Below are 24,013 nucleotides of genomic sequence, written 5' to 3'. Positions count from 1 at the left end.
GAGCAACAAAAAGCTTGTTGCTCTTGCATTTAATTTTCCTTTGTCGTTAGAGTACGCACGGTGATGTTGTGTACGTCACCGGCGTTATGCTGGCAAGCAAGGCGAAACCCTTGTTCGATTTTACTTTTTGACAACTTTGCTTGGTCGGCTTGCGTTACTTTTACAGTTTGTTTTGTTTGTATTCTACATAAACCACAGGTGCCGCCACCACCGCAATTTGAGGGGAGTTGTAAGCCTTGCTTCTGTAAGCTCTCAAATAGTGTGCTGTTTTTATCAAGCGCTAGTACATGGGTTTGTTGAGGGTTACTCACATTGACCGTCACGCGTTGGGTTTTGTGTTGGCTTGTAAAGCTGAGCTGCCCGGCTTGATAGCGCTCAATAAGCCAGATTATCCCAGTGATACTCAAAACTAAGCTCATGAGTGCAAATGCGATGATCAACCAATGATTAAATCCGCCCGTGCCGAGGTAATCCATAAAGTGCAGCTTGAACATGAAGTCGCGTAGTCGGCGATCATCATTAATATGAGCAATCACAGCACCTGACGTCGGATCTATGTATACATGGGTGTGTTGCTCATCTTGCAGTTTTACCTGCCACACTGGGTTTTCTTGCCGTGGCAATTCATCGATGGGGGGCATTAGCATCTCGGCGCTTTGAATATTTACCGCGCCTTTGTATGACTTGAGCGCAATAGTGCGTGCCAGTGTTTCATTAAAAGTAAAAGGTTCACCTGTGTAGGCATCAAACAAGGTTATTTGATTTGCTTGGTAACTATGTGCACCTTGCTCAGTAACCACTTGATAATAAGGTTTAGCAAATAGCCAAAGTAAACGGATCTGCTTTGCCTCCTGTATGGGCAGTTGTGTGATTGGAAACAGGCGTTCCGGGGCTATGTTACCTTGATGCTTTATTTGCTGTAAGTTGCTATTACCCGAGGCTTTTTTATGATCCATCAAGTTAAAGTACAAGCCAGTGACCAGCCAAACCAATAACTGAATACCCACCAGCAGTGATAGCCATTTATGAAATGATTTAGTCCATTGTGGCATCAGCTTACTCCTTGATGTGATTTAAAGACGCGCTGATAGGTTAAAAACAAACCACAGCTTGCCGCGAGCGAACCGAGTAGGGCAATCACAAGTAGCAGCCAGTTGGCGACGTTTTCACCATCGTCATAATCCATGATGTGCAAGCGCCACATCCAATCAAAAAACCGCCAAAAATCATGGCGTTTAGTGACAATTTCGCCACTATGCTGGCTGATGTAAAAGGTATCGGAAAACGCCCCTGAAAAAGTCACTTGCCAAACAGGCAAGTGACGAGGAGAAAGTTCGCTGGGTATTGCTTTGGGGTTATCCAACAGTTGAATCGATTGAATAGCTGGTGTTCCTGTGTATTGATGCTCAGTAATCCGCATTGCCATGTTTTTATCAATGAGTGCTAAACGTTGCCCTGTGGCTGCATCCACCATTATTTTGCCAAGCTGGGTATCATCTAAGCGATACACTTGCTTATCTAACAATTGGCCTAGTTGAATGTTATGTGCCTGCGGGTACTCACTGAGCAAAGCGCTCAGTGAGTAGGCGACTTTATCAAGCTCAAGGTGATGAGATGGCTTTTTTTGTAACGATTCACCATGAATAAAATGAATATCCATGGTGACCATATACAAGCCGCTTAAAGACCACACAAGAAACTGTATGCCGGCAAAAGCCATCAGCCATTTATGTGCTTTTCGAAGCTTAGTGATTTGCATGGTTAATGCCTTTGTTAAATTGACCGACGCTAGGGGCTTTAACCAGACTATAGATAGCAGGAAGCACAATCAAGGTGAGCAACACGGCGCTGCTCATACCGCCCACCATTGGCGCGGCAATACGGCTCATGACTTCAGAGCCTGTGCCACTGCCATATAAAATCGGCATTAAACCAATAATAATGGTCGCTACCGTCATCATCACGGGACGGACGCGTAACCCCGCGCCTTGCAATAGCGCAGTACGATAGGCGTCGGCGCTAATTGCTTGGCCACTTTGTTGGGCTTGCGCTTTAAGTTCACTCAGAGCTTGGTTTAGATACACCAACATGATCACGCCAATTTCTACGGCGACACCCGCTAAGGCAATAAAACCCACCCCCACGGCAACAGAGAAGTTAAACCCTTCTAAGTACATTAGCCACAAACCACCTATCATGGCCATCGGCAAAGTAACAATAATAATGGCCACTTCGCGAAATGCTCTAAAGTTGAGATAGAGCAAAATGACGATGATCGCTAAGGTCAATGGCAGTACATAGCTGAGTTTTTCTTTGGCCCGTTCCATGTATTCGTATTGGCCTGCCCAAGTGATGGAATAGCCCGCTGGCAGGTTTAAGTGTTCGCCTAAATGGGCCTTGGCACTTTCTACATAACTACCTATATCCACACCATCAATGTCGATAAAGGTCCAACCGTTGATACGTGCATTTTCACTTTTTATGCCCGGTGGGCCATTCTCAATGTAAACATGGGCCACATCACCCAGGGCGATACGTTCTCCCGATGGTGTCACTACGGGTAAACGAGCTAGCTGTTCTGGCGAATCGCGATAGTCTTGCGGATAGCGCAAGTTAACTGGGTAGCGTTCTTGGCCCTCCACAGTTTGCGTGACATTCATACCACCAATGGCGGTAGCCACAACTTGCTGTACATCGGCAATGTTAAGGCCAAAGCGGCTGGCTTTTTCACGAGAAATATCCACCTTGATGTAACGCCCACCCGCAACACGTTCGGAGTAAACTGACGCTGTACCTGCAACATCAGGGAGCAGTTGTTCAATTTGCTGGCCAATTTGTTGGATCACATCTAAATCAGCGCCCGCCACTTTGATACCCACAGGGGTTTTAATACCGGTGGCAAGCATGTCGATACGGGTTTTGATAGGCATAACCCATGCGTTGGTTAAGCCTGGGAATTTCACCAAGTTATCAAATTCCGCTTTAAGGCTTTGCGTGGTTACGCCTTCGCGCCATTGTGATTTCGGCTTAAGTTGAATAAAGGTTTCTATCATGGTTAATGGCGCAGGATCGGTGGCTGTTTCAGCACGACCTACTTTACCAAACACGTTTTCTACCTCGGGCACCGTGCGGATCAGCTTATCGGTTTGTTGTAACAACTCTCGCGCTTTACCAATCGAAATGCCAGGATAGGTGGTAGGCATATACATTAAGTCGCCTTCATCCAACGGTGGAATAAACTCACTGCCAATTTTGTTTACGGGGTAAAAGCCAATGGCTGTTACTGCAATCGCAAGGATGATGGTTAGTTTTGGAAACTTTAGCGCTTGCTTAAGCACCGGCATGTACAGGGCGATTAATAATCGGTTAAGCGGGTTTTTCTTTTCTGAAGTCACTTTGCCACGAATAAAGTAACCCATCAGTACAGGTACGAGCGTAATAGCTAACCCGGCAGAGGCGGCCATTGCGTAGGTTTTAGTAAAAGCTAATGGCGCAAACATGCGTCCTTCTTGTGCCTCTAAAATAAATACAGGCAAGAATGATACGGTAATGATCAGCAAGCTAAAGAACAATGCTGGGCCTACTTCTGAGGCCGACTTGGCGACAATTTGCCAGCGGTTGTCATCGGTCAGTGGCGTTTTCTCCATATGCTTGTGCATGTTTTCGATCATCACAATCGCGCCATCGGTCATGGCACCTATGGCAATGGCGATGCCGCCAAGTGACATGATATTGGCGTTAATACCTTGCATGGACATGATGATAAACGACACCAAAATGCCCAAAGGAAGCGTGATCACAGCCACGATAGATGAGCGTAGGTGGAACAAAAATACCACGCACACGAGTGCGACAACGGCCAACTCTTCCAGTAGTTTGCTCCAAAGGTTATCTACCGCGTTTTCAATTAAACGCGAGCGGTCATACACGGTGACCACTTCCACCCCTTCGGGAAGTGACTTTTCAAGGGAGGCGAGTTTTTCTTTTACGCCATTAATGGTGGTTTGCGCGTTTTCACCAAAGCGCATCACCACCACGCCACCAACCACTTCACCTTCACCATTGAGTTCGGCAATGCCTCGGCGCATTTGTGGGCCGAGGTTAACGGTTGCCACATCGCCAATTCTCAGCGGCGTGCCTTGCGCATTGGTGCCCAGCGGAATTTTCTCAATATCACTGACCGATTGGATATAGCCCGTTGCGGTGACCATGTATTCGGCTTCGGCCATTTCTACCACTGAGGCACCGGTTTCTTGGTTGCCACGTTTCAGCGCAGTTTGAATGTGTGCCAGCGGTATGTTGTAGGCGCGCAGTTTGTCTGGGTCTACTTGTACTTGGTACTGTTTCACCATGCCACCCACGGCGGCCACTTCAGATACACCGGGTACAGTTTGTAGCTCGTATTTTAAAAACCAATCTTGAATAGAGCGTAATTGGCTTAGGTCGTGTTTACCTGATTTATCGGCGAGCGCGTAAATATACACCCAGCCCACCCCCGTAGCGTCTGGACCAAGCTGGGGTTTGGCAGTATTGGGCAAGCTGGCAGCAACTTGGCTTAAGTACTCCAAAACTCGGCTGCGGGCCCAGTACAAGTCAGTTTTATCATCAAAAATGATGTACACGTAAGAGTCACCAAAAAATGAGTAGCCGCGCACGGTTTGTGCGCCGGGGACTGATAGCATGGCGGTGGTGAGTGGAAAGGTGACTTGATCTTGCACGACCTGTGGTGCTTGGCCGGGGTAGCTGGTTTTGATGATCACCTGTACATCGGATAAATCGGGAATGGCATCTACCGGGGTATTTTTTAAAGAAAACACCCCAACAAAGGCAATGATCACGGTACTCAGCAACACAAAAAAGCGGTTGCCAATGGACCAACGAATAATGGCTTCAATCATCAGTGTGCTCCTTACTCGTGGCTCATATGTTGACTATGGTCGGTTTGCTCCATGGTCATTTTTTTGTTTAATGCCACCACCACAAAGTCATCACCAACCTCAAAAGTAAAGGTAATGTTGTCGCCAACTTTAAACGACTCAAGCGCAATATCTGGGGCAATAACAAAGTCCATCGTGGCTGCAGGGCGGTTCCATTTTTCTATGGCGCCGCGGCTGATATTCATCACGCGCGTTGTGGTGTCAATTGCGTTAATGGTGCCATCCACGGTAGCGCTGGCGACATCAGGCGTATCTGATGGTTCAGACATAATATGAATGCCGGTCAGCAGGTAGCCACCGTCATCGGTTTTCGTCACTTCAAAGTGTAGTGTTTGACCCGTCTTAAAGGTGTTTATATCCACTTGCTCGGCGACATCAAAATCCATCGTCATCGTTGGCCAGTCCCAAGCTTCCACAGGATCGTGGGTGATATTCACCATACGGTGGCCAGCCATGATGTTATTCACTTCCCCTTGCATCCAAACGGAGCTTGGCGCTTGCACTTGGCTCATACGTTTGAAATCAGAGCTTTTGCTTGATTCGGAATCAATCAAGAATTGCGCGGATGTAACCACCGTATCTTGGTCGGTTAACCCTTCCAATATTTCAATTTTATGCTCACCGACGCGGCCAATACTCACGGCAATCGACTTAAACTGACCATCTCCGAGTGCTAGCACCACTCTATCTTGTTTTCCGGTACGAATAACAGCTTCTTTTGGCACCAAAATAACGGGCTCATCTTGGTTGGCGTTGATGGTCACTTGCGCAAACATATTGGGTTTGAGTTCGAAGTCTGGATTGTCAAACTTGAGTCTGACTCGCAATGTGCGGGTTTTGCTATTGAGAGCCGGATACACGTAATCGACCATACCTTGCCATTGCTTACTCGGCAGGTAATCTAGCGTCATCGACACAGGCAAACCTTGTTTTATTAGGGCTGAGTCGCGTTCAAATACTTCCGCTTCTACCCACACTTGGCTCAGTTTTGCGATACTCATTAAAGTCGTGCCGGGCTTAACATAAAACCCTTCACGAATTTTTAAGCCATCAATGACCCCCGACTGCGGCGAATAAAAAGTAATGGTTTGCTGCACTTTACGTGTTCTTTCCAGCTGGCGAATAAAAGACTGAGAAAGCTGTAGCGCTGCTAATCTGTCTTTGGCGGCCGCGATCAGTTCTTGGTTGTTGCGCTTGAGTGCCAGTAGTAGCTCTTCTTGTGCATTTACCAGTTGTGGAGAATAGAGCGTGTAAAGTGGCTGATCTTTTTCGATCGGATTGCCCGCAGCTTTGACATATAACTTTTCTATCCAGCCATCAACGCGAGGGTGAATGTGGATCAAGTTATCTTCATCGTATTGCACGTAACCCACCGTCGATATTTGCGTGTGCATGGGAGCGAGTTCAACAGACGCGGTACGCACGCCTAAGTTATTGACTACATGCGGCGCAATTGTCACCGCACCGGGGCCTATATCATTAGCACTGTTACTTTCTTCATAAACGGGAATGAGATCCATGCCCATAGGTGACTTGCCGGGCTTATCACGTCGATAATTTGAGTCCATTGGTGCAACCCAATAAAGCGGCTGTTTTTCTTTGGCTGTATCTGCTTGCGTGTCACTTGGTGTATCACCGGGGATGGCTTTTATCACAACAGCGCCCAGAACAGCGCCGACCAATAAAGCGACGATGGTTTTTTGATTAGAAGTCATTAGTTTAGATCCTGTTCTGTTGGTGTTGTTATGATGCTTGATTGAGTTAATAAGTAGTTTATGCGTGCCACTACTTTTAACGCGTCGACATCAATTTTCAGGGCGGCAATACGTGCGTTTAATTCGGCAATACGTGCTCGCACCACTTCGGCAAAATCGCCGTCATCATTGGTATAGGCAGTTAAAGCGGCTTCAGCTTGGTAATGGGTTTGCAGTAATAGTTGGTCTTTGTAAAGAGCTTGTCTGTCTGACAGGCGGTTTAGCTGTCTTAGCTCTTTTTCTACCGCACTTATCATCTTTTTGACCATTAACAGTTTATCGGTTTGTACCGCTTGCGATTGGGCAATGGCTGCGGCAACTTGCTGATCTTGTTTATGCTCTGTAAACAATGGCAGATCAAAACTCACCCCCACTGAAAATAGGTCGGCACGACTCATGCCGGAGGGCATATCATCACGATAACCATAACTGGCATTTACACCCCATTGTGGTTGATATTGCTCTTTGCTCAAGGCGATACCTTGTTCAGCTACTTGTTGTTTAATGTCAATAGCGCGGTTTGCTGGGTGATTAAGCAGTAGTTTGGCAAGTTCATGGCGCACGTAGTGCTCAGGCTTTAGCAGCTCAGCAAAAGCTAGCTTGATGCTCGGTAATACTTGCGCGACTGAGATCACCGGTTTTTGATTATCAAAGCGCATGGGTTGCGCCAACTGCTGTGCATCAAATTGATATAGCCATTCGTTTAGCTGAGCGAGTGCCGTTTCTAGCATCTGCTGTTGAACGGTAAGCCTATCTTCCAGTTGCACCATTTCTAATTGAGCGCGAACGACATCCTGTTGCCGAGTTTTACCCACCACACTTGAGTAACTCGCTTTGGCAACTTCGGCCATTTGCTCAAACAGCACACTGTCTTGCTTGATCAGCGCAATGGTTTTTTGTGCTAGATAGGCATCTAACCAGAGCTGAGTGACAGTGCTAATCAGCTGGGCTTTTCTATCTTCCCTTTGCAGCGGAAACTGTGAAGCGGCAAGAGATAACTGTTTGCTCTGAATAGCCAAACTGTCGCCTCGCGGGAACATCTGTGATACCCCCACTTTAAATTGTGTCATGCCTTCTTGAGCAAAATCCCAGCCATCGGTGGGTAAGTTCATCAAGCCAACGGATACCTTGGGGTCGGGTAAGGTATTGGCTGCGACACTTTTATGTTCCATTGCTTGTTGCTGTAATTGGTTGCCGTGTAGCCATGGGTCGTTCTTTTGCGCTGTATCTAGCGCGTCTTCTAGTGTGACCGACGATTGCGTATTTGCCTTGGCGTATAGCGGTGCGATGAGCACACAAAGCACCGTGATCGTGGATAAATACTGTTTCATATATGTCCCCAGATTTAACTGGATTGAATTAATTCGCGTTAAGCGTGAAAACGATTAAATAGCAGTTTATGGGCGCACAAATTTTAGGCGCACCTATCCTAGGTTAGGCGAAAATCGGTGGACGATAGAGTGAAGAGATAGATGCCACCGGGTGTTTTGGTAGTGGCTCAACAATGCTGCCATGTGATATCGAAATCATTTGGCTAGGAAAATAAGGGTTTAAAAACACGAAAGAAGTGCAAGCATTTGGTGGGCAAGTACAGTCAGTATCACAGCAATCCATGGTACTTGAAGCGCCCATCTTATCGTGTGACATCGTGTCAGCTGTCATGTTCATCATGGCATGATGATCGGCCAAGGTCATGTCACAAGGCATCATGGTTGCACTGAATACTTGACCCGTGAAGGCAAGCAAAATAGCAAACACAACAAATACTTTGGACAACGACTTAAACATAACGAACCTGAAAAATGAATTGCTTCTATGCTAAGCCAATTATTGTGCCAAGTAAATAATTAAGCGATACAGAGCAGGTGGGGCGGGCTTGCAGTCAAATTATCGACGCTTATTCATGCTTTGGGTTAGCTTGATACGGTGACATATTAATAAATCAATATCGGTACAGAGTAATTGTTTGCCACAAAATTGTCATAAAGTCTTGCTAGTTTGTTGGGTTATTATTTGGTCAGTTGGTTATAAGCGTGAGTAAAGCGGTAGAGCTAGAAAAACAAGTATTACAACAAATATTAGAGCACGGTAGTGTGAATACTTTATTTCAGCCCATCTATGACATCAGTCAGCAAGCGGTGCTTGGGTTTGAAGCATTGAGTCGGGGTGTTGAGTGCCTAGAAATGCCTGCGCAACTATTTGAAGCTGCAGCAAAATATAACAAACTGTCTGAATTGGAATTACTGTGTCGTGAGCGCGCGGTGGAGCGCTTTGTCTCTTTGGATTTGCCAGGTAAATTGTTCTTAAATGTGAGCCCAAGTACCTTATTGGACCCCAGCCACCCGCGAGGTGAAACGCTGCATATTACCGAAAAATATGGCTTGGCCACAAATCGTGTGGTGATTGAAGTCACTGAGCAGGACAAAGTGGATGATGGTTTTTTATTGCTCAGAACCATTGAACATTATCGTCGACTGGGTTTTAGCATTGCGATTGATGATTTAGGGGCCGGTTATTCTGGACTTAAGCAGTGGTCAGAATTATGTCCAGAGTATGTCAAAGTTGATCGTTATTTCATTGATTATTGCGACCAAAGCATTGTTAAAAAAGAATTTTTAAAGTCTATTTTAGAGCTAGCTAAAGCGACAGGCACCGAGGTCATTGCTGAGGGCATTGAGCGGGTTGAAGAACTGGCTTTGCTTGAAAAATTGGGTATTGTAAACGCACAAGGTTATCTATTCGCATACCCAGAATCACAACCTACGATTGATTTAGAAGCAAGTCAGTGGTCCGCTTTTAACTTAACCCCCAGACCAAACGTTGTTGATAATTCCGTTGCCATTGGCTGGTTAACGCAATCACAGTCAGCGATACACCAATTTACTCAGTGCAAAGATGCACACAAAAACTTTGAAGCGAACAGAGATTTAACGAGCTTACCCGTCGTCAATGACGCTCGAGAACCGATTGGGTTATTGCACCGTGATCAGCTCACTGAAGTATTTGCCGCGCCATATGGGCATGCCTTGTATGCGAAAAAGTCGGTGATTGAACTAATGGACAAACAACCGCTTGTTGTGGATGAAAATGCCTCACTCGATGAAGTGAGCCAACAAATCACGGAGCAAGAGTTTGATATTCGACGTCATATTATTATTACCCGTGAGGGTCGATATTTAGGCTTAGCTCCGCTTCGGGATATTCTTAAACACATCACGGAAGAGAAAATCCGCAATGCCCAACATGCCAACCCATTAACGATGTTGCCCGGCAATGTGGCTATCAACGAAGCAATAGAAACGAGGTTGAAGAAGCAAGTTGACTTTTCTTTGGCATACATCGATTTGAATCATTTCAAGCAGTTTAATGATTTGTATGGCTATGCCAGTGGCGACAGTGTGATCAAATTACTGGCAGATGTGACGGTGAAGGCATGCGAACATAGCATGTGTTTTGTTGGGCATATAGGTGGAGACGATTTTATGGTGGTGTTTGACTGCGACGATGCCGAGCGACTTTGCCATATCATCATTAATGAATTTGAACAGCAATCTCGCGCATTTTTCACACCTGAACACGTCAAAGCGGGTGGCTATTGGGCGACTAACCGTGAAGGGCAAAAGCAGTTTGTACCGTTGCTGACGCTATCAATTGGTTTGGTGCGCCCTGATATAGAAAGTTGTAAAAACAGTCATCAGGTTGCGGCGTTGGCGACCGATGCAAAAAAAGAAGCGAAGCGTTATCGCAATAGCTATTTATTCGTATGCAATCGTCGTAAACCTAGTGTTTCAGTGGTACGTTTGCAAGAGGAAGCGGAGTGTTCAGCGTAAAAGCTTGAGTAAATGCTCGGCTCGGTGTAGCGTTAACAAAAACAGATTTGGAACAGGACGATGCGATATTTCGTATTTCTGTGCCTATTGTGTAGTTGGGCTGAATCAGTAGTGGCGACTGACACCATTTATGTCGCAAAAGAACAACGGGCATTGTACGACCGTGACCTGTATCTGTATGAATTGCTTGATATGGCGCTTAAAGCCGCCAACTACAAAGTCAATATTGAGCACGTTAAAGTTCATCCTCATCAACAAAGAACGCTGCTTGCACTCAGTCATGGTAAGGTCGACTTGCATTGGAGTATGACCAGTCCAGAGCGAGAGAATATCGCCACGGCGATCCCTGTCCCTTTGTTTAAGGGGTTTATTGGCAAACGCGCATTATTAGTTAACCAGCAGCATATAGCGCAATTTGCTGACATTGATTCTCTTGAAAAGCTGAGTAAGTTAACCGCAGTGCAGGGGCATGACTGGCCTGATACCAAAATTCTGGGCCATAATGGCTTAACAGTTCGACCCATGGCCAATTATCAGGCTATGTTTGCAATGGTCTCTCGGGGACGACTTGATTATTTTCCGCGTTCATTTATTGAGATTGGCGCTGAAATTGACGCACAAAGTAGCGGCAATTTGGTCATTTTACCCAGCATTTACTTACATTACCCCAGTGCATTCTACTTCTTTGTGAATAAGCAAAAGCCTAAGCTGGCTGATGCACTGACGGTTGGTTTGAAAAAGTTACAAGCGAGTGGTCAATTCGATGCTTTATTTGAGCGCTACTTTGCAAGCATGTTGTCGCAGCTGCCGTTCGATGAAAACACCAAAGTGCTTGAATTACAAAACCCTTATTTTCAGCCTGTGCTAGTTAAAGTGCAAAGTGAAGACAGTAATAAATGACGGGCACAAAAAAAGGAGCCGTAGCTCCTTTTTATACTATCACGTGATTAACGTAATAGTGACTCAGTTAATACTGGGCGAATTTCTTTAACCATAAGCTGACACAACTTAGGTGCACCACAAATGATGTTACCGCTTTGGTTGTAACCTGCACCACCTGCAAAGTCCATTACCATACCACCGGCTTCTTTAACCAGTAGTTCACCTGCCGCAGTATCCCACGGTTTAAGACCGATTTCAAAGAAACCGTCCACACGGCCCGCGGCAACATAAGCCATATCAAGCGCTGCAGAACCCGCACGACGAATATCAGCAGTGTGTACAAACAGTGCTTTAAACGCTTCTGTGTACGCATCAATGTGATGTTTTTGCTTAAATGGGAAGCCTGTTGCAAGTACAGAACCTGCAATTTCAGTACTTTTTGTAACGCGAATACGCTTAGAGTTTAATTGCGCGCCTTGACCACGTGACGCGGTGAACAGCTCACTGCGGATTGGATCGTAAATAACAGCTTGTTCAACACGACCTTTCACTTTTAAGGCGATAGAAACAGCAAAATGAGGAATGCCTTTGATGAAGTTAGTTGTGCCATCAAGCGGATCGATAACCCATTGGTAATCAGCATCTTTGCCTTCTATTACACCTAACTCCTCACCCACAAGTGAGTGCTCGGGAAAGGCTTTAAGAATGGTATCACGGATGACGGCTTCAGCGTCTTTGTCTACGTTAGTTACGAAGTCGTTAGTGCCCTTTTGTTGAGCTTCGACTTTGGATAAATCTTCACATGCACGTAAGATCACTTTACCTGCATTACGCGCAGCGCGTACCGCAATGTTTAACATTGGATGCATAGCATTACCTTTGGGTTGTAAAAGAACATATTCGTTTTGAGCCGGCGTATTCTAGCGATTTTTATCACAAAGTAAATAACCTCGAGCAAATAAAGTTGGTTGTTTTTTATACCGCACTGTTCTGGAAAGGGAATTAGTTTCTGCATTAAATTTACTATGGAGACCAACCTTGGCTGTGATAAACTGCGCCATTATTTTTCTGGTCAGTTTTTCAGGGCAAGTTTTTCAATGGCATTAGAAGACATTCGTATTGTATTAGTAAACACCTCTCACTCAGGCAATATTGGTTCAGTTGCACGCGCAATGAAAACCATGGGTTTATCAAAGTTATACTTGGTAGATCCAGCATGTGAAGTAGACAGTCATGCCAGTGCTTTGGCTGCCGGTGCAACGGATGTATTAGGTAATGCGACGATTGTGAACGAATTATCTGACGCAATTGCTGACTGTGCGCTGACCATTGGCACCAGTGCGCGTTCGCGTACTTTATCTTGGCCGATGGTAGAGCCAAGAGAATGTGCGCAAAAGCTGGTTAAAGAATCAGCTAACGGGCCGGTGGCGTTAGTTTTTGGTCGTGAAAACAGTGGTTTAAGCAACGAAGAACTACAGCTGTGTAATTATCATGTGTGCATTCCAGCTAACCCTGAATACAGTTCATTGAACCTTGCTATGGCGGTACAAACGCTCACTTACGAAACGCGTATGGCGTTTTTAGATAGCCAAGATGCACAGCCTGAAGTTGATGACGCGGTTTATCCAAGTGCCAAGCAAATGGAATTATTCTATGAGCATTTAGAAAGCACCTTGAATGAAACTGGCTTTATCATCAAGCAACACCCAGGCATGGTGATGACAAAACTGAAGCGTCTATTCAATAGAGCACGTCCCGAAGATCAAGAACTGAATATTCTACGCGGTATCTTGACCTCAATTAACAAATCAACCAATAAGTAAAATGGCTTTCTTAGCCGCGCTTTTTTTGGCGGGGCTTAGCCGTTTTTCCAGTGCTATAAAGCGCAGAATAATACTTGACTAAAATACTCAGGTAATTACAATGAACGTATTACTTGAGTAATTTACTCGGGTATTTTTAGACTTTAGTGACAAATGGGTCAGTAATACTTGACTATCTTAGTCAGGTAATTAAAATTTGCGGCTTGGTAAGCAAGCTAGGGGGCATCAATGAAACTGACATCTAAGGGTAGATATGCGGTAACAGCAATGTTAGACGTTGCTTTGCATGCAGAAATTGGCCCTGTCCCGTTGGCTGATATTTCAGAACGTCAGGAAATATCATTATCTTACCTTGAACAATTATTTGCGCGACTACGTAAACATGGGTTAGTGAAATCTGTACGTGGTCCTGGCGGCGGCTATTTATTAGGCCGTGACGTCAAAACAATCTCTGTGGGTGATGTCATCAACGCCGTCGATGAATCTGTTGATGCAACTCGCTGTCATGGCGAAGGGGGCGGCTGCCAAAGTGGCATGCGCTGTTTAACCCACACACTTTGGTCGGACTTAAGTGTTCGTATTGAAGAATTTTTAAATAATATTTCCCTTGCTGAGTTAGTCGCAAATTCTGAGGTGCAGTCTGTAGCGTCTCGCCAAGATAGCGGCGTCAACAGTGCGATGAAGCAATTAGACAATATTCAAGTGAGCTGTCAGCTGTAAGGTTGACGTTAAGCGGAGAAACAAATGAAATTACCGATTTATCTAGATTATGCAGCAACCACTCCGGTTGATCAGCGCGTTGCAGACGAAATGATGCAATGTCTGACTATGGATGGCAACTTTGGTAACCCAGCTTCACGCTCGCACCGTTTCGGTTGGCAGGCAGAAGAGTTGGTTGACCAAGCGCGTAATGATATCGCTGATTTGATCAACGCTGATCCACGTGAAATTGTATTTACTTCTGGCGCGACAGAATCAAACAACTTGGCAATCAAAGGTGCAGCGCATTTTTATAAGAAAAAAGGCCAGCACATCATCACCGTAAAAACTGAGCACAAAGCGGTACTTGATACGTGTCGTGAGCTTGAGCGTCAAGGTTTTGAAGTGACTTATATGGACGTTGAAGACAACGGCCTACTTGATTTGAAAAAGCTTGAAGCAGCGATGCGTGAAGACACTGTTTTAGTAAGCGTAATGCACGTAAACAATGAGCTAGGTGTAATTCAAGATATCGCGACCATTGGTGAAATGTGTCGTGAACGTAAGATCATGTTCCATGTCGATGCGGCGCAAAGTGCGGGCAAGGTGCAAATCGACCTACAAGCATTGAAAGTTGACTTTATGTCTTTCTCTGGCCACAAAGTTTACGGCCCTAAAGGCGTTGGTGCTTTATATGTTCGACGTAAGCCTCGTGCTCGTTTAGAAGCACAAATGCACGGTGGTGGTCATGAGCGCGGTATGCGTTCGGGCACACTGGCGACACACCAGTTGGTGGGCATGGGCTCGGCGTTCCGTATCGCTAAAGAAGATTTTGAGAAAGACCACGCGCACATCAGTGCACTACGTCAACGTCTTATCGACGGTGTTATGTCAATGGACGAAGTGTATTTCAATGGTGCAATTGAGCAGTCTGTGCCTGGCATCGTAAACATCAGCTTCAACTTTGTTGAAGGTGAATCGCTGTTAATGGCAGTGAAAGACATTGCCGTATCATCAGGTTCAGCTTGTACGTCAGCAAGCTTAGAGCCATCGTATGTATTACGTGCGCTTGGCCGTAACGATGAGCTAGCACACAGCTCAATTCGTTTCAGCATTGGCCGTTTTACAACGGAAGAAGACATTGATTACACCGTCAAACTAATCAAAGAGTCAATCGGTCGTTTACGTGAAATGTCTCCGCTTTGGGAAATGCATCAAGAGGGCATTGACCTAGATAGCGTTGAGTGGGCACATCATTAAGCAAGTTTTTGTTTGTAGCCCCGAGCTATAAACACAAAGTGAGGAAATAGTTATGGCGTACAGTGAGAAAGTAATTGACCACGTGGAAAACCCACGTAACGTTGGGTCGCTTGATAAAAACGATCCAAGTGTAGCGACTGGCATGGTAGGCGCGCCTGCATGTGGTGACGTAATGAAACTACAAATCAAGGTGTCAGATCAAGGTATTATCGAAGACGCGAAGTTTAAAACTTATGGCTGCGGTAGTGCGATTGCCTCATCATCACTGGTGACAGAGTGGGTAAAAGGCAAAACACTAGACGAAGCTGCAAGCATCAAAAATACCGACATCAGTGCTGAACTTGAATTACCGCCAGTAAAAATTCACTGCTCAATTTTGGCAGAAGACGCTATTCAAGCAGCGATTGCAGACTATAAAAGTAAACAAGCGAAGTAAGAGTAAAGAACTATGGCAGTGACATTGACAGACGCAGCGGCAAACCGAGTTAAAGCCTTTTTGAGCAATCGTGGCAAAGGCATAGGTTTACGTGTTGGCATTAAAACCACGGGCTGTTCAGGTCTTGCATATGTACTTGAGTTCGTTGACGAACTAGACGAAGGCGATGAAGTTTTTGAATATAAAGACGTCAAAGTGATTGTGGATGCAAAAAGCCTAGTTTACATCGACGGCACTGAGCTTGATTACACCAAAGAAGGTCTTAATGAAGGGTTTAAGTTTAACAACCCCAATCAAAAAGACGAATGTGGCTGTGGCGAGAGCTTTACGGTTTAACGGCCGCATAGGTTGATTTTCAAAGCCCTGCCTTGGTAGGGCTTTGTCGTATTTTTTGCCGTGCGCTTTTGCACGCACCCAGAGTGAAGTGAACGAACATGCGTTATTTTGAGTTGTTTGATATTCCAGTACAGTATGATGTTGATCTTGCAAAAATAAACCAGCATTACCTAGAATTACAGCGCGTTGTTCACCCTGATCGTTTTGCAGGTAAAAGCGAGCGAGAGAAACTCCTTGCGGTGCAAAAAACAGCGGAGATCAATGATGCTTTGGCTGTACTAAAGCATCCGCTGAAGCGCGCTGAATATATGCTGAGTGAGCGCGGTGTGGATATTCGCGCCGAGCAACAAACTTTGCAAGACCCGATGTTTTTAATGCAGCAAATGGAGCTGCGTGAAGCGCTTGAAGAGTTGTCTGACAGTCACGACGTAGACGCTGCCATTGAAGACTTTGAAAAACAGATCAAAGTACTTGATGAACAGTTTAGTCATCAACTCGCTGCGCAATTGAGCAGCGACAATGAGCAGGACTTACACTCAGCGGCTGACAACATTCGTAAGCTCAAATTTGTTTACAAGCTACGCGAAGAACTGGCGCGTATTGAAGATAGTTTATTTGATTAATTTTAGTGGCTCACATGTTGTTGTGAGCCTCAACAGTGAAGAGCATTATGGCATTATTGCAAATTGCTGAGCCGGGGCAGAGCGCGGCACCACACGAACACAAATTAGCAGTCGGTATAGACTTAGGTACCACTAACTCGTTAGTCGCTACGGTCCAAAGTGGCGAAGCGAAAACACTCGCTGATTTTGACGGCTCAGTGATGTTACCTTCCGTGGTGCGCTATCAAGCGGATGACGTAGTGGTAGGCAGTGCTGCACAGCAAGCTTCAGCTGAAGATCCAACTAATACCTTGATCTCGGTAAAACGCTTCTTGGGCAAAACGGCACAAGAAATCGAGCAAAGCTATGGTCAACTGCCGTATGAATTCGTAGTAGCCGATGGTGGTCTTGCGATTAGCACGGTGGCGGGTCCAATTAGTCCGGTGCAAGCGTCAGCGGAAATTTTAAAAAGTTTACGCAACCGAGCTGAACTAAGTTTTGCTGGGGAAGAGCTACAAGGTGCGGTGATCACGGTGCCTGCTTATTTTGATGATGCACAGCGTCAAAGCACGAAAGATGCAGCAGAGCTTGCTGGATTGAAAGTACTTCGCCTGTTAAATGAGCCTACGGCAGCAGCTGTTGCCTATGGACTGGATTCAGGTCAAGAAGGTGTGATTGCCGTTTATGACTTAGGTGGTGGTACGTTCGATATTTCCATTTTGCGTCTTAACCAAGGTGTATTCGAAGTGCTGGCTACAGGCGGCGACTCAAGTCTTGGCGGTGATGACTTTGACTCCGTGCTGGTGAATGTATTCAAGTCGCAAACCGGTATTAACGATTTAAACGCCAAAGAACTACGTTTGTTCATCAACAAAGCCAAAGCATGTAAAGAAGCGCTTAGTAGCTACGAAACGGTGAATGTGAAGTTAGAGCTGCGCGAGCAAAGCCACACGGTGACTATCACACGCGCTGAGTTTGCTGAGTTAGTGAGCCCATTGGTTAAGAAAACCCTCAGAGCTTGTCGCCGAGCGGCAAAGGATGCGGGTGTCAGCAATGAAGAAATTTTACAAGTGGTCATGGTGGGGGGGTCAACCCGTATGCCAGTTATTCGTGAAGAAGTTGAAGCCTTCTTTGCGAAGAAACCATTGACCTCAATCGACCCTGACAGAGTTGTAGCGATTGGTGCGGCTATCCAAGCGGATATTTTGGTGGGCAATAAGCCTGATTCAGATATGCTGCTACTGGATGTCTTACCACTGTCTCTTGGTTTAGAAACCATGGGTGGGTTAGTCGAGAAAATCATTCCTCGTAACACCACCATTCCTGTAGCGCGTGCGCAAGAATTTACCACGTTTAAAGACGGTCAAACGGCCATGTCATTGCATGTATTGCAAGGTGAGCGTGAGTTAGTAGATGATTGTCGTTCTTTGGCTAAATTTAGCCTCAAAGGCATTCCACCAATGGCTGCAGGGGCGGCACATATTCGCGTTACTTTTAAAGTCGATGCTGACGGTTTGCTAAGCGTTTCTGCGATGGAAAAGTCGACAGGTGTACAAGCAGAAATTCAAGTGAAGCCATCATTTGGCTTATCTGACGACCAAGTGGCGCAAATGCTTAAAGACTCAATGAGTAATGCCAAAGAAGACATGCAAGCGCGTATGCTTAAAGAGCAGCAAGTTGAAGCGCTGCGTGTGCTTGAGGCCCTGGAAGCGTCGCTTGCTACCGACAGTGCATTACTGAATGAGCAAGAGTTAACGCTGCTGCGTGAGCAAATGACGTTACTAGCCAATGTGCGAGAGCAGGCAAAATCGCCAGATGAAATTAAAGACGCTATAGAAAAAGTAGACGCGGCAAGCAGTGAATTTGCTTCACGCCGCATGGATGTATCAATCAAACAAGCACTGCAAGGGCAGTCGGTAGACGAGGTTTAATATGCCACAGATCATCTTTTTACCCCATGAAGAGCTGTGTCCTGAAGGGGCCGCTATTGAAGCACCAAAAGGGCAAACGGTACTAGACGCAGCGCTTAAAAACGGCATCAGTATTCCACATGCGTGTGAGAAGTCATGTGCTTGTACAACGTGCCACGTGATCATTCGTGAGGGTTTTGACTCATTAGAAGAAAGCGATGAGCTTGAAGACGATATGCTAGATAAAGCATGGGGCTTAGAAGCTGAATCTCGACTTGGTTGCCAAGCGGTGATCTCAGATGAAGACTTAGTGGTTGAAATTCCAAAGTACAACTTAAACATTGTTAACGAAGAACATTAATCGGCCTCGATTTTAAAAAAGGGCAATAACTCTAGATAGTTATTGCCCTTTTTTCATGCTGGTGAATTACAACGCTTGAGCCGGTATTAACATAAGTGCCCTGAAAACAAGTGGAATGTAAAATTTCTGTTTTGAAGTTCCAAAGTATATAATTCATAACACATTGAAAAATATTATTATTATAAAAAGCAAAGGAAATAAATAAAATGAAGAAGTTATCAATTATCTGCGCATCTTTGCTCGGTCTAACTGCTTGTGGTGGCGGAGCTGATTCGAGTACAGCAGTGGGTGCAGACGTTGATGCAGGTACAAGTATTGATGCAGGAACTGGAACTGGAACTGGAACTGGAACTGGAACTGGCACAGGTGAAGGTACAGGTGGTGATGCGGGTACGACCACTCCGCCTCCCGAACCAGTAACACCTGAACCTGAGCCGGTAGAACCTGAGCCAGTAGTACCAGAAACATATACCCGAGTTACGACTGATCAACCAGATACTACAGGTGACTCATACAGTGTTCACATCGTATATGCAGTCCCTTCTGGTAATGAAGATCTCGAACGCGATAAGAGTTACCAGATACAAACTTCAGTGCTGGCGGCTAATAATTGGTTTAGTTACATCTCAGGAGGTCAGAGCCTTAACCTGGATATGCAGGATAACGGAGATGTAGATATTACTTATTGGGCACTAGATTCAACGAATGAAGAGTTGATGAAATCAGACTGGCAGATGCGCGACACCATTGAGGCACAACTGAAACAAACTGAGTGGTACAACCCAAACAAGTTGTACGTTGTTTACTTTGAAGGGTCACATCAAAGGACTTGTGGTGATGCTTCTACTGCGGGAGGCCACGTCGTTGGTATCTACCTCCATAATGCAGGGCTAGAGCCATCCTACGACTGTGCGCGTAATCAACTCGCCACGACTACAGATAATAGTGGTTACTTCGAGCATGCGCTTATACATGAAGTTGTTCACGTATTCGGCGTGCAGCACACCTCTGATTCGAACAATGATCTGATGTATGCAGGCGATCAACCATGGCTGCCTAACATCATAGATTACAATAACGATGATTATTATCTACTTGATAATAATAGTGATAAGACTGATATTCAGTATCAAATATTTCTGACGCCAAGACGTGGTGATGACCTACCGAATAACTGGCGCGCGAACGACTAAATTGAGCATTAGTCTAAGTCAAAGTTTTTAACCTTTTAAGGTGCATTGCTTGTTTGGTAGACAAACCTCTCAGTTAAGTTGAACAAGCATAGCAATATCTATTTGAATTTGGTTTGTTGCTAGAGAGGCTTCTATAAAGCTAATGCATAGCAAGTTAGTTAAAACCAACGTTGAATAACCTTAAAAGAGAATTAAAGGTTAGCCACCTATGTTTAAAAACCACAGCCTAGTCTGTGGTTTTTTTATGTCTAGCTCATCAGGCCCAGCCATTTGCTTTTCGGAATATTTAACTTGTAATTTATTGCACTTAATTTATTGAAAATAAGCACTATATTTTCAATAGAAAAATTTCAGTTATTTTATTGAATAATCAGAGGCTTTGTCTTTTCGCTCTAAGTACCTTGAAGGCGATTTTAAAAACGAGGTACATATGAGGAATAAAAAACTGAGTACGCAATTAACTTTGTCGGTGGTTTTATGTTGCGCGGCTTTAAGCATTCCTAGCTTTGCCAGTGATTTTATTGCGCCCGCGATGGTAAATATCCCTGAAGGTGAGTTCATGATGGGCAGTGATATTGGTGATAAGTCGGCAAGTCCAATGCATCACGTCTACGTAGAGGCATTTCAAATGGCCAAATACCCGGTTACAGTGGCTGAATTTAGAAAATTTGTAGAAGACACCAATTTTCCGATTGAAGCGAACTGTAAGGATAAGCTAGATAAGAACTGGTTGTCTGGACCCGATGACATCGGCACTGCACGTTGGGATAAAAATCGTTACTTAAAGAGTGAATATCAACCCGTCACTTGTATGAATTTGCGAGAAGCCAAGGCTTACATTGATTGGCTTAATGAGAAAACGGACGGCGAATACCGATTACCAACTGAAGAAGAGTTTGAGTATGCGTTAAAGGCCAACACCACGAGTCGCTACTTTTGGGGCGATGACTTTGATATGAGCAAAGCATGCTTGTATGGTAATTTTGCCGATCATTCTGGTGAATATCACCCAAATCAAACTTATGGTGCGAGTTATGTTGGTTTTATCGGTCACGCTAATTGTGATGATGGCGAACCGTATATTTCTATAACGGGGTTATATCGTCCCAATCCGTTTGGGCTTTATGATATGGCAGGCAATACTTCACAGTTGCTTGGTAGTTGCTATTACGAAGGCTATCAGGCTAGAACAGAGCAAGAATTGGATATTGAGCAATGTGAGTTTATCGGCCACCGAGGAAGTAGCTGGCACTTCCCACCACAGCCTTCGCAAGATAGAGGTCGTTATAAAAGAGTTGGCTGGACAGCTGGGTCCATGATGGGGTTTAGATTGGCAAAAAGTGGCCATAGCGCGAAAATCCATAGCTCTACTGTTCAGTTTGAAAAAGACTTACTCAGCGCACAACAACATCGTTTGGCAACACGGCCAACGCTTCCTCACGCGCCGAAAGGTGTGCAGTTGTTATCGACCTCAGACGGTGGCTACACATTACGCTGGCAACCTAGTCACGATAGGAAAATCATCGCATATGATATTTATCGCTCTACAACACGTTATGGGCACCTGCTTGGTGGATTTTTCGAAAACCATTATGAAAAAATCAAAACAGTATCGGCAGATCAGGCATCGACCTCGGTTTCAGGGACTGATGAGGGGAGAAGTTTTCGAATTGTTTCAAAAACAGATGAACTAGAGAGCTTACCGACTCCTGCGGTGGTTATAGCACGAGAAAAGCGTGTCCAGATCCCAGGTCGCTTTGACATGCGTGATGCAATCAAATTAGATAATGTTTGGGCTAGACATCGAAAAGCTAAAGAGGCTGAGCCTGAGTTTTATTACCTCTCCAAAGTGAATCATTTACATGAGCAGCTGGTCTCGACGGTTCATTTTGAAATCCATGTTGATCACTCAGGTTGGTACAAGCTCAATTACCGAGGTAATAGCCGCCAAAATGGTGAGTTTTTTAAGCTCTGGATAGGCAACAAACTCATAAAGCGCGTAAGTTACGATAGTGACATTGATGATAAACAAGGTGATAGACACAAACTTTATTTGGAAAAAGGACAACACCTATTAGAGCTTACCGTGCAGCGAACTGGGTTTGATTACTGGGCGTTGGGGTGGCTTGCGTTCCAACCTATCGAGCTTTAAAGACGTGATAATATTGCTATTGAGCAGCCCATTATTAAGTGCTGCTTTGTACAATTTCTGCTAGTTGTTGATTTTGGCTGCGCCACCTTCGGGTGGCATTGGTTTTGATGTACTGAATAAATTTATTGGCCTCGGTTTGATTATTCACGCTGGTATTGAGCTTCACTAACAACAATGCCCCATCAAGTGCATCTATTTTATGATGTGCAAGTAGTGCTTGGTTATATGCATTGAGTGCGTGTTCAATCGCGTTATTAGTTTGATTTTGGGCCTCGGCTACATGTGCTTGCGTGAGCAAGGTAAATGAGGAACGTTGCCATGGTTTAATCGTGTCTAATGCACTTTGCCATTGCTGTTTGCTGATAAATGTGTCTCTTGCATGCTTTGCCGCGTTGTAGAAATCGTATTGATATTCAGCTGCGTAGGGGATGTCTAACAATTGCAAATTATAGATAAGCGCTTCGTCAGGTGTCTTCGCAATCCAAGCTAAATGGCTGAGCACAGGTACCTGGTGAACACTGGCGAGTTGATGTAATTGGATGAGCTCTTTAGCTAGGTTTAACTGGGCATACATGAGTTCGGTTTGCCCAGATTTAGAAGCCATAAAGGATTGCGTGAGATGAGCCGTGACTTCTAATTGCCGCTCGTTACCTACTCTGGCTTTACTGACAGCCTGATTCAAAATGCTAATGGCTTCCCTAAAGCGTTGTTCAACGAGATATAACCACGATGACTCAATTAATGCTTGTGCTTCAAGGTGCGGTAATTTTAACTGGCGAAATAAGCTTATCGCATTATTGATATCGCTTTGCGCATGTGGCCATTGTCTATTCCATTGACTTATTTTGCTTTTTAATAAATACGATAGCCCTTGGCGTAGTTCAGATGAGGCATTTTTAATGAGATCAGAAGCAACTGCACTGGCAGTATCAAGTTCATTTAGATTGAAATAAAGCTGTGCGAGTTGCTGCATAAGCAGCTCATTTTGTGGGTTTTGGTCAATGAGTACTTGCAGTTGTGCCAATGCTTGCATGTCATTATCAAGCGTAAAATAGTGCGTGGTTGCCAGCATCGTTTGCAACTGTGCTAATTTCTCAGCAGCTATTTGTTGATTAGGCGCAAAGATATGATCTTGCCATCGTCTTTTTTCCCCTTGAATATGAAAGCGTAGCGCGCCCCCAGATTGCATTGGGTACCACACGCTACCAATCAGCCATTGTTGCTTATGATTGGCGTATTTACTCCAAGTATCAGTGGCAGAATCAAACAAAGTACGCGCTTTGAGGGTCGTTAAAGTCTGGCTATCTAGGCTTGGTAAGTTGGCAAGTGTTACTTGCTCATATGCTGTGTCTGAAGCGTTTTTATGTTGGCTGACGAATCCCCATGTTAATAAGCTCAGTAAGCCTGCAATGAACAGAAAAATGGCAATTTTGAAGGGACTTTTGGGCGCAGGCGTTTGTATAGGTGCTTTTACTTGAGCTATTGCTTTTGGCACGGTGGCTTCAGGTTGACAAGGTGCGACATCAAGCCGCCATTGATAACCTTTTTTACTGAACGTTTTGATTGCATCAGGGCCGAAAAGCGCTCTTAATTGGCTGATGTTTTGAAAAATCACTTGATCGGATACCACTCGATCTGACCATACCGTATCTAATATATGTGCTTTGCTCAGCAGCTCGTTAGGGTGTGTTAAAAACAGCGCCAGCAATTGTGTGGCTTTATCATTTAACGGCACTATGTTGCCTCGCTCTGTTAGGAGTTGTTGTTCAAGGTCGAACTGAAACTGTGCAAAACTTAACTTCATTTTGAAAGGTTATGGGTTAAATGATGATTGTTTG

The 24,013-nt window shown here is 45.0% G+C and carries 20 protein-coding genes; 12 read left to right on the top strand and 8 right to left on the bottom strand.

All coding sequences use genetic code 11. From position 1 onward, the window contains the following. Window positions 1–29: 29 nt before the first annotated feature. From AC5FX4_RS17305 to AC5FX4_RS17280, 6 genes are all read right to left on the bottom strand, one after another. Complete coding sequence (locus AC5FX4_RS17305) at window positions 30–1,052, bottom strand: PepSY-associated TM helix domain-containing protein (protein ID WP_493607557.1); 1,023 nt, start codon at window positions 1,050–1,052, stop codon at window positions 30–32. Further along, window positions 1,052–1,759, bottom strand: a complete 708-nt coding sequence (locus tag AC5FX4_RS17300) for a PepSY domain-containing protein (RefSeq protein ID WP_493607556.1) — start codon at window positions 1,757–1,759, stop codon at window positions 1,052–1,054. The genes AC5FX4_RS17305 and AC5FX4_RS17300 overlap by 1 nt, the downstream gene beginning before the upstream one ends. Next, complete coding sequence (locus AC5FX4_RS17295) at window positions 1,746–4,898, bottom strand: efflux RND transporter permease subunit (protein ID WP_493607555.1); 3,153 nt, start codon at window positions 4,896–4,898, stop codon at window positions 1,746–1,748. The genes AC5FX4_RS17300 and AC5FX4_RS17295 overlap by 14 nt, the downstream gene beginning before the upstream one ends. A gap of 11 nt (window positions 4,899–4,909) precedes the next feature. Further along, window positions 4,910–6,652, bottom strand: a complete 1,743-nt coding sequence (locus AC5FX4_RS17290; protein WP_493607554.1) for an efflux RND transporter periplasmic adaptor subunit — start codon at window positions 6,650–6,652, stop codon at window positions 4,910–4,912. Beyond that, the gene (locus AC5FX4_RS17285) at window positions 6,652–8,022 is read right to left on the bottom strand and encodes a TolC family protein (RefSeq protein ID WP_493607553.1); all 1,371 of its coding nucleotides are present in this window, start codon (window positions 8,020–8,022) and stop codon (window positions 6,652–6,654) included. Before AC5FX4_RS17285 ends, AC5FX4_RS17290 begins: the two co-directional genes overlap by 1 nt. Before the next feature lie 103 nt (window positions 8,023–8,125). Beyond that, window positions 8,126–8,479: a hypothetical protein gene (locus tag AC5FX4_RS17280; protein ID WP_493607552.1), complete on the bottom strand. Its 354-nt coding sequence runs from the start codon at window positions 8,477–8,479 to the stop codon at window positions 8,126–8,128. 245 nt (window positions 8,480–8,724) lie between these two features. Here AC5FX4_RS17280 and AC5FX4_RS17275 point away from each other — a divergent pair, with 245 nt between their 5' ends. Next, complete coding sequence (locus tag AC5FX4_RS17275) at window positions 8,725–10,521, top strand: GGDEF domain-containing protein (protein ID WP_493607551.1); 1,797 nt, start codon at window positions 8,725–8,727, stop codon at window positions 10,519–10,521. Window positions 10,522–10,581: 60 nt separating this feature from the next. Then, on the top strand, window positions 10,582–11,421 hold the full coding sequence (locus AC5FX4_RS17270; RefSeq protein WP_493607550.1) for a substrate-binding periplasmic protein: 840 nt from the start codon (window positions 10,582–10,584) through the stop codon (window positions 11,419–11,421). A gap of 47 nt (window positions 11,422–11,468) precedes the next feature. Here AC5FX4_RS17270 and suhB read toward each other — a convergent pair whose 3' ends face one another. Then, entirely contained in the window at window positions 11,469–12,272 is an 804-nt protein-coding gene (gene suhB, locus AC5FX4_RS17265; RefSeq protein ID WP_171627030.1) for an inositol-1-monophosphatase, read from the bottom strand. Between the two features lie 228 nt (window positions 12,273–12,500). On the opposite strand from suhB, the gene trmJ reads away from it, so the two are divergent. From trmJ to AC5FX4_RS17215, 10 genes are all read left to right on the top strand, one after another. Beyond that, entirely contained in the window at window positions 12,501–13,226 is a 726-nt protein-coding gene (gene trmJ / locus AC5FX4_RS17260; protein WP_493607846.1) for a tRNA (cytosine(32)/uridine(32)-2'-O)-methyltransferase TrmJ, read from the top strand. Between the two features lie 228 nt (window positions 13,227–13,454). Next, a complete protein-coding gene (iscR, locus tag AC5FX4_RS17255) occupies window positions 13,455–13,946 on the top strand; it encodes a Fe-S cluster assembly transcriptional regulator IscR (protein ID WP_476290541.1) in 492 nt (163 codons plus the stop codon). Between the two features lie 24 nt (window positions 13,947–13,970). Then, complete coding sequence (locus tag AC5FX4_RS17250) at window positions 13,971–15,185, top strand: IscS subfamily cysteine desulfurase (protein ID WP_493607549.1); 1,215 nt, start codon at window positions 13,971–13,973, stop codon at window positions 15,183–15,185. Window positions 15,186–15,237: 52 nt separating this feature from the next. Continuing rightward, complete coding sequence (iscU, locus tag AC5FX4_RS17245; RefSeq protein ID WP_105167480.1) at window positions 15,238–15,621, top strand: Fe-S cluster assembly scaffold IscU; 384 nt, start codon at window positions 15,238–15,240, stop codon at window positions 15,619–15,621. A 12-nt stretch (window positions 15,622–15,633) separates the two neighbouring features. Next, window positions 15,634–15,957: an iron-sulfur cluster assembly protein IscA gene (gene iscA / locus AC5FX4_RS17240; RefSeq protein WP_476290535.1), complete on the top strand. Its 324-nt coding sequence runs from the start codon at window positions 15,634–15,636 to the stop codon at window positions 15,955–15,957. Between the two features lie 98 nt (window positions 15,958–16,055). Further along, window positions 16,056–16,580, top strand: coding sequence for a co-chaperone HscB (gene hscB, locus AC5FX4_RS17235; protein ID WP_493607548.1), 525 nt, complete (start codon window positions 16,056–16,058; stop codon window positions 16,578–16,580). A 47-nt stretch (window positions 16,581–16,627) separates the two neighbouring features. Beyond that, entirely contained in the window at window positions 16,628–18,490 is a 1,863-nt protein-coding gene (gene hscA, locus AC5FX4_RS17230) for a Fe-S protein assembly chaperone HscA (protein ID WP_493607547.1), read from the top strand. Between the two features lies 1 nt (window position 18,491). Continuing rightward, window positions 18,492–18,830, top strand: coding sequence for an ISC system 2Fe-2S type ferredoxin (gene fdx, locus AC5FX4_RS17225; RefSeq protein ID WP_493607546.1), 339 nt, complete (start codon window positions 18,492–18,494; stop codon window positions 18,828–18,830). 206 nt (window positions 18,831–19,036) lie between these two features. Further along, window positions 19,037–20,023, top strand: a complete 987-nt coding sequence (locus AC5FX4_RS17220; protein WP_493607545.1) for a hypothetical protein — start codon at window positions 19,037–19,039, stop codon at window positions 20,021–20,023. A gap of 430 nt (window positions 20,024–20,453) precedes the next feature. Then, the gene (locus tag AC5FX4_RS17215) at window positions 20,454–22,175 is read left to right on the top strand and encodes an SUMF1/EgtB/PvdO family nonheme iron enzyme (RefSeq protein ID WP_493607544.1); all 1,722 of its coding nucleotides are present in this window, start codon (window positions 20,454–20,456) and stop codon (window positions 22,173–22,175) included. Between the two features lie 34 nt (window positions 22,176–22,209). Here the strand turns inward: AC5FX4_RS17215 and AC5FX4_RS17210 are convergent, their stop codons facing one another. Beyond that, the gene (locus AC5FX4_RS17210; protein WP_493607543.1) at window positions 22,210–23,979 is read right to left on the bottom strand and encodes a winged helix-turn-helix domain-containing protein; all 1,770 of its coding nucleotides are present in this window, start codon (window positions 23,977–23,979) and stop codon (window positions 22,210–22,212) included. Window positions 23,980–24,013: the final 34 nt, after the last annotated feature.

It is taken from the genome of Pseudoalteromonas sp. ATL1 (genome assembly GCF_058933015.1).
The sequence above is the reverse complement of the archived record's forward strand: the minus strand, read 5'-3'. Positions and strand labels throughout refer to the sequence as shown.